The organism is Okeania sp. SIO2B9, from assembly GCF_010672505.1.
In the GTDB taxonomy this organism is placed as follows: Bacteria; Cyanobacteriota; Cyanobacteriia; order Cyanobacteriales; family Microcoleaceae; genus Okeania; species Okeania hirsuta.
In genome coordinates this window covers 1-7342 of record NZ_JAAHGK010000235.1, presented here as the reverse complement: position 1 = coordinate 7342, position 7342 = coordinate 1, and the positions used below count along the sequence as shown (strand labels likewise).

Below are 7342 nucleotides of genomic sequence, written 5' to 3'. Positions count from 1 at the left end.
TATCAAGAATTTTAAGTTTTAACTTCTTAATATTAAATTCCTTTGCTTTGTGAGTAATATCATTTCTAGCATCATTAGAGGCAAACGGCCGTTTACCCCTACAATGTTGACTGTTATTTTTTAATTTCAATACTGAATTATAGCAGTCGAAGCAAAGGACGCGGACAGATCAAAAGCTTAAAAATCAAACAAAGCAAGACTTTTCTTTCTTCTACTATATACCAATGCTACTGGATTCGATATTAAGCCCAAATGCGTCCGCGACAGAAAGGTTTATCGTCTTCCCTCTTCTGGTCTTTGAACATAATTTTCCAATGTGCATAGTCTTCCAGACCAGTTGCCAGCATCATAGATTCTTGTTCTTGCTCAGATAGATGTTGATTTTCGCTGTTACTCAAATTTTGAGAAGCTTGAGATGTTTGCTCTGACATAATTATCCTTATTTAACAACATTATAAATTTTTTCAAGATTAGCGATCACCCGACTATCCAGGTGCAGAGGACTCTCAGAAACCCCAACCAGAGAACTTGAGCTGATTGTAAGTCGGATAATTATAGAACCCATTTGAGATCTATTTAATCAAGAGATGGAGATATCTTACAAGGGTATGTTTTTGATATTGGCAACCAAAACAACTTCTCTCGACTGACTGAAAGCTTGATTTTTTCGTTGTCTTAGTCTAAAACTAAGAACGCTGAAACCCATATTTTTCCTAGGTTTCTTAAAAACATAAAGTATTATGCCATAGTGAGCAAAAGAGGAGCGAAATCAACTATTCCACCACGCCAAAATGCTGTGATTGGAAAGCGTGGCAACTGCAAAGCTGCTCTCCATCCCAGAGACGAGAGTCTCAGACGAATTCGTAAAAAAGGACGTAATCAATGGAAGCATGAAAGTGGATATCATCAACGCACTAAGAGCTGATTTATAAAGTAAATATTAAGAGGCTGAATTTATGGCAATACAAGGGTTTTGGGAGTTATAGTCCAAGAAAACCTAAATCCCTGAGAGTTAGATAAAATAAGGGTTTTAGCTAAGTTTACAAATCAGCTCTAAGATCGCAAACCACTATGTTTAGACTCAAAGTTTGATTTGGGGGTAAACTGCGAAGACAATTGTTTGAAAACCAAGCAGTGGAGTTATTCATTCAATACCCTATGCAAGGGCCACATGATACAGAATGGTAAACCCGAAAGTTATCAAATAGACGTAGAGAGTTATTTTTGATTTTAATATCTCTTTAAACATCTCAAAATTTAATCTTTTTTTAAGGAATTAATTCTTATTATAAAGTTAAGAAATTGGAAATAATAGCTAATTATACTCAATGTTTATTAAAATTGAAGAATGTAAACTTAATTTTCGGGTAGTGAAGAAATATATGGAACTATTGCAAGAACAAATTATTGCTTTGAGTAAAAAAATTGAAGCAATACACACCATTATTGAAAAACTGAACGATCAGGTATCAACCTTTATAATTAAACAGAAGGTAAATAAACATCCATCTACAGAAACTACTTCTAATCTGATACATGTCAATGAGCTAAAACAAAAATATAACGGTTTTGATCTAGAATTAGAACACAAAGATGTGCTAGTAGATGATGACTATATGAATCAAGGTAGTCAAAATATGGATGGAGAATTAACATCAGAGATTCAAATTCAACGGCTAACAGCTCAATTGACGGCGGCTTATAATAGAATTGCTGCTTTAGAAGAACAATTACTTTCAAGAAGAATTAAAACTTAGGTATATAGGGTAAATTAGATATGTAGGGTAAAAAGGGTAAAATAGAGGGCTACAAATGAGTTAAAAACCTAAACTAAATTGAGATGTTTTATATTAAATAGACTTAAATAAATGCTTTTAACCCTCAGTAATTAGGTTAGCAAAATTAAACGTCTAATATACGGATGTTGTAAATTTATCCAAACCTGGGCGGAATTCTGTATGTAGCCAATTCTACGGCTCTCCTAATAGATCTATCATACCATACTTATGATACTAAATCCGCCGAGCCAAAGGTACTTTTCAATCCTCTCTAACCTTTCTGCCCTCTGGTTTACCATCGTAATAAAGATACTCATAGATAGATAGCCGGATTTAGTGTAGCTTATCCTCTTCAAAGTTAACTTTATTTATGATCGGCTATCAGAATTTTCTTATTAGAATTATGTCTCCTGAGTCCTGAGTCCTGAGTCCTGATTCCTGAATTATGCAATAACTAATTATGGGGATACTCTATTACTTCGGAACAGACCAAGACCGCATTTTACCTAATGTTACAGGCATCAAGTCAGATACATCAATAGTAAAACGATATACTTTTTTTGCCCTCCTAGTGTTATCTGGATTAAAAAACTTGAGCTTTACATCCCAACAGTTGCTATTGTAAGGACAGAAAGGACTTTTTTCGACTTCTATACTGTGCAACTCCATACCAACTGCTACTGCTTTAGAAATAGAAGCTGTTGATTGAAAAGCGTTTGTCGCAGCAAAGTTAATGGCCCGATCACGGTCTGCTTGTCCCAAGTTGCGGAGGTCATAATAAACCCGTTGCAGAAAACTTCTTAGAGATTTTCGTATTGCTTCTTCTTCAGCTTCTTCTCGCTCTGCACTTACTGATGCGAGGGCACTATCTATCAGCATATTCACTGTCCAACCATACATTCCTCTGGGACTATATATTTTTACCACAGGTAGAATTTGCCCAGAAAATAATTTCACAGTTTTGTCGCTCAACCTACCAGTGATGCTGACTCTTTCGATGTAACCTTCATTGTCTTCTTCCTCAACCTCTCCTGCTAACATATTTTGCAGAGTTTTATAAATATCCTCGGCAAATGCGCCTACAGGTTGGAGGGCGTAAATAGGAGTTAATTCTATATTTAATGTCCAGATTAAAGATTTGCCTTCATATAAATTAGCATCTAAATAATTTGCCATTTGGCTAGCATTATAAGGGTTCGCAGGAACTTGAACTCCTAAAATAACTGCTGCTGGCATCAACTGTTTAAATGAGTCACGCCGTGCTTCTGTGCCAAAATCATAACCCACTGTTCCCAAAGCATAAATTTTGTTGGAAGTAGCACTGGGCGTAATACCTTGAGAAGGCAGAAGGCAGGAGCGGTGCGACCCCGCGTCGGCGTTAGACGCAAGGGAATGCGCACCAAGAGAGGCAGAAGGCAGAAGGTTCTGTTCAGTTGCGGATTCTGACCCCGAATGAATGGGAGTCACTAAACGGGAGTTCAGCGGAGGTTTGAAACCCCCTTTGGTTGCCAGAATGCTCCTGCCTATCTCCTGCGGAGACACTACGCGAACGGCATCGGGATAAATCTCTCCTGCCTCCTGCTCTCTGCCTTCTGCCTTTCTATCAACCCCACTATCTCCTAATATTACATCTTCCTCTGGCGTTACCTCTGCCGTAGAAACTTCCACTGCTGCTAACTCCTTTCCTGTCAAAAGTTGAAAAGCTCCGGCAACATTGAGCTTACCTAACATACAGCGTTCTACTTCTTCGGTATCTTACAAAGTACAGGGAATGGCACTATTTGTTAATGCTGCCCGTATTGCTTCTGCATCTGGAGCTGCTCCTTGCTGCAATTGTAAACTCATTAGAAGTACCGAAATACCTGTTACCATTGGTGCTGCACAACTGGTACCTTTATTACGAACAGTTTCTTCTGTTCCTGGTTGAGCACCAAGAATATTTTCTCCGGGAGCAATAATACCTTGTTTTTGCTACTGCCCACCCCAGTTACTAAACTTGAATATTTGACCATTATCTTTCATTGCCCCTACTGACATTACTCCAGGCAATATAGCGGGAAGACACCAACATTCGCCTTTATTGTTTCCAGTCGGAGCAACAATTAAAATATTATTTTCTAGAGCTTGACGTACTGCTTTTTCCAATAGTTCGTGAGCAACGCCCGTTTTGCTAGGGCGGCAGGCAGCACAGTGGATAATATTTGCCCCTAAATCTACGGCCAGGTTAATGCCACGAGCTAAGTTTATAGAACCCATTTGGGTTCTCGAAGAAATTAGGCGATCGCCACTAATCTCTTCAACATCAGCCTGACAAAACAAATATTAATTTTGGTGGCAGCATGAGCAAGAGTTGTTTTCCTGCGGAATGCTGGGCAAACAAAATTTTTTACTAAACTTTTATACCAATTTCAAAAAATATTGTTACAATGAAATAGGTACAAAATTATTAAGTGATTGCAGTTATTAGATGAAAACAAAAACTCAAATATTAGAAACAGAATCTGAATTAAAAAAACTGTTGTCCCAGGAAACAGATGGGCATATCAAAGAAAAATTACAAGCACTTTACTGGTTAAAAACGAAAAAGCTATATACTATCGGAGAAATAGCAGAGTTGCTCGGTTGTCATCGAGTGACAGTACAACGTTGGTTTGGTGAATATCGTCGTAAGGATTCAGGTGAGAGCGATCGCTTAACAGGTCTTGAGTGGTAAGGATTCAGGAAATCTGCGAGAGCTTGACAAAAAATCAAACTACGGTAAAGTAAGGATATGAGTGAGTCACAAGCATCCCTAACTCCGGGAAAATCTCAACCAGTTGTCAAAGAAGGAACTGGTAAGGACGCTATTGGCTCAACAAAAAGTGATCGAAAAACTAGAACGAGAAATTGAGAAACTAAAAATTAGTCGAGATTTGGACAGCAAAAGTTCCTCCAAACCACCATCAACAGATATACTAAAAAAGTCAGAAACAGCAAAACACTCTGAAGATAATCCAAAGTCCGAGCCAAAAAAGAGACTCCCCGGAGGTCAACCAGGCCATCAGGGAAAGACTCGTCAAGGATTTTCTAGAATAGACAGAATCGAAATCCTCAAACCTTTTGTATGTATTAATTGTGGTCAAACAGAATTTTTAAGTGAGCCGATAGAAGTAGAAACCCAACAAGTAGCACAACTGGTAGCTCAACCCATAGAGATAGTAGAGTACCACCGTCACAGTTGTCAATGTAGAGGCTGTAGTCAAGTAACATCTGCTTCTTGGTCTTCTGAGATGATACCGGGACAAGATTTAGGAGTGAAGCTACAAGCCTTCCTGGGATGGTTAGGCCAGATCGGACATCTACCCTACGAAAAACAACAAGAGATGTTATGGGAGTTGGGGAAAATTGATATTGGCTTAGGGACTTTAGTTAATACCAATCAAAGGTTGGAATCAGCAATCAAACCTCATGTAGAGCAATTGTCAAATTGGGTAAAAAAAGAACAACCATCAATTCATGTAGATGAAACACCTTGGCCTGTAAAGGGAATCAAGGAATGGCTATGGGTGTTGACAAATGAAGATTTCTGTCTGTTCCGAGCCGCCGATACTAGGAGTCGTGCTGAACTAGAATCCCAGTTAGGTAGTGAATACGGTGGTGTCATAAGTAGTGATGATTTAAGTGTGTACAATGGCTATCCAGTCAAAGCTCAACAGAAATGTCTAGCCCATCTACGTCGTCACTTTCAACGATTGATTCAATTACCAGGGGAAAATAATCAAGCCATTGGGAAAGCTTTTAAAGACTTAATTGATGAGGGATTTCGTCATTATAGCCAATGGCAACAAAATCAAGAGCGTGATGGTTATCGTCACTGGGCTGTTAGATTTAAACACAAGGTAGAGTCAACACTCAAACAATGGAGCAACAAAGCAGGTTATGAGGCAGGAAAATTGTTACGCAGCCTCAAGCTCAAAGCTGACCAATGGTGGTATTTTCTCCATCACCCAGAAATTCCTCCTGATAATAATCTTGCAGAGCGCTCATTAAGGCTAGCTATCACTAAACGAAAGGTAAGTGGTGGCTCCAGAAGCATGGAAAGATTTCAACACACAGCAAATTTACTGACTGTGGTACAAACCTGTCGTCGCCAGGGACGTTCAGTGATTGATTTCTTTGAGCAGTCTTTAAAGGCGTTTCGGCTGTCGCCGACATTAAACGCGGAGCGTGGCATAAGCCATATCGCTCTAGATAATGATAACTTATCAACTCTTTCTCTGATTCCTACATCTGATACCTGAATTATTAGGAAGCGATCGCTTTCACCTGAATCCTTACATATCGTCAACGGGGAATAGAAGGAATATTAAACAGAAAAAAAAGTCCCGGAAGGCCAAGAGCAGTACCACCAGAGATCGTCAATCAACTGACCAAAGAACTCACATCTGCGGAAGGTTTCTTTAGCTATGGTGAAGTTCAAAAATGGCTGCAAGTGTTTTATGATTTAAAAGTTATAGCAATGAGCGCTGGCACGCTTTACATACTACTAATGTCTTAACATGTAGTATTAAGTTCTGCTACATGACCGATATTTTTGATATGCGATCGCAACTCAGTTCCTCTGTCGTGAGCCAAATATGCTTTGGCCTGCCATATCTGACATCAGAAGGTCTGCGATCGTGTCTCGGTTTCACCCCATCCAACCATGCTGATCTTCAAGTTTTATAGACTCGCTCCTTGAAATTTAATTCCTTGGAATAATTGATTTAACTACTACGGAAAAACTTCAGGATTTTCCATGAAAGCTGCATCCACACAGTCTCTAAAATTCTCAAAGAATTTGAGTCTTTGTCTCATCCAATTTTTTAAGACAAACCACCAACGTTCTATCTTATTAAAATCTGGTGAGTAGGGTGGTAAATACCAAATTTCACACCCTTGCTTGGCCACTAATTCTTCTATATAAATTGATTTATGAAAGGTTGCATTATCCAATATAATAACTTGTCCTGGTTTTAATTTTGGTAGTAAAAATTTTTTTAACCAATTCTCAAACAAATTACGATCACAACTTCCTGTAAATCTTAAAGGAGCAAACATTTTTGATTGATTTATAGCTGCAATCCAACTGACTCTCTCAGTTCTTTTTCCCGACTTCATACCTGGTACTCTTTTCCCTTTCACCCCATAACCATAAGGATAATCTTCTCTATTATCTATTCCAGCTTCATCTACATATAGCGCTGTGCGCAGGCAACAGCTCATCTGGGGGGATAAATTGCCTATAATATAAGACTTTTAGCTATTGGGCATCTCCTGCAATTTGTAAATATACCAGCGCTCATTGCTATATACAATAGACTTGTCGCGAAATAAAACCTTAAAGTGAAATGGGAAAATTCTGGTTTTCACTGATTAAACTATGCTACCATTAAGTAAAAATTCCAGAGTCCAGCCGCAGTGAACATGAAGCGATCGTCGCGCATCTTTAATGTGATTTCGATACAATCCTCTCCCTGCATTATATCTCTTCACGCCAGATATTGTATGTTCACATTTGACGCTAACGCTACTTTTCTCTCTAT

At 38.6% G+C, this 7342-nt stretch carries 5 protein-coding genes and 3 pseudogenes; 4 read left to right on the top strand and 4 right to left on the bottom strand.

The features are described 5' to 3' along the window. Window positions 1–242: 242 nt before the first annotated feature. Window positions 243–431 carry a cyanobactin biosynthesis PatC/TenC/TruC family protein gene (locus F6K13_RS10870; protein WP_124143353.1) on the bottom strand — a complete coding sequence of 63 codons (189 nt, stop codon included), beginning with the start codon at window positions 429–431 and terminating at the stop codon, window positions 243–245. 317 nt (window positions 432–748) lie between these two features. Between F6K13_RS10870 and F6K13_RS10865 the strand changes: the two genes are divergently transcribed. Further along, window positions 749–925 carry a hypothetical protein gene (locus tag F6K13_RS10865; protein ID WP_161564338.1) on the top strand — a complete coding sequence of 59 codons (177 nt, stop codon included), beginning with the start codon at window positions 749–751 and terminating at the stop codon, window positions 923–925. 457 nt (window positions 926–1382) lie between these two features. Beyond that, window positions 1383–1757 (top strand): hypothetical protein, encoded by a 375-nt coding sequence (locus F6K13_RS10860; RefSeq protein ID WP_124143352.1) that lies wholly within the window; start codon window positions 1383–1385, stop codon window positions 1755–1757. Window positions 1758–2252: 495 nt separating this feature from the next. On the opposite strand, the pseudogene F6K13_RS10855 reads toward F6K13_RS10860, so the two are convergent. Next, window positions 2253–3518, bottom strand: a pseudogene (locus F6K13_RS10855) (PatA/PatG family cyanobactin maturation protease); the annotation flags it as partial. Window positions 3519–3533: 15 nt separating this feature from the next. Beyond that, window positions 3534–4034: pseudogene (locus tag F6K13_RS35085) on the bottom strand (S8 family serine peptidase). 211 nt (window positions 4035–4245) lie between these two features. Between F6K13_RS35085 and F6K13_RS10850 the strand changes: the two are divergent. Both F6K13_RS10850 and F6K13_RS10845 read left to right on the top strand, forming a co-directional pair. Further along, on the top strand, window positions 4246–4491 hold the full coding sequence (locus F6K13_RS10850; protein ID WP_124143351.1) for a helix-turn-helix domain-containing protein: 246 nt from the start codon (window positions 4246–4248) through the stop codon (window positions 4489–4491). A gap of 103 nt (window positions 4492–4594) precedes the next feature. Continuing rightward, the gene (locus tag F6K13_RS10845) at window positions 4595–6058 is read left to right on the top strand and encodes an IS66 family transposase (protein WP_124143350.1); all 1464 of its coding nucleotides are present in this window, start codon (window positions 4595–4597) and stop codon (window positions 6056–6058) included. Window positions 6059–6530: 472 nt separating this feature from the next. On the opposite strand, the pseudogene F6K13_RS10840 reads toward F6K13_RS10845, so the two are convergent. Next, window positions 6531–6998: pseudogene (locus F6K13_RS10840) on the bottom strand (IS630 family transposase); the annotation flags it as partial. Between the last annotated feature and the right edge of the window lie 344 nt (window positions 6999–7342).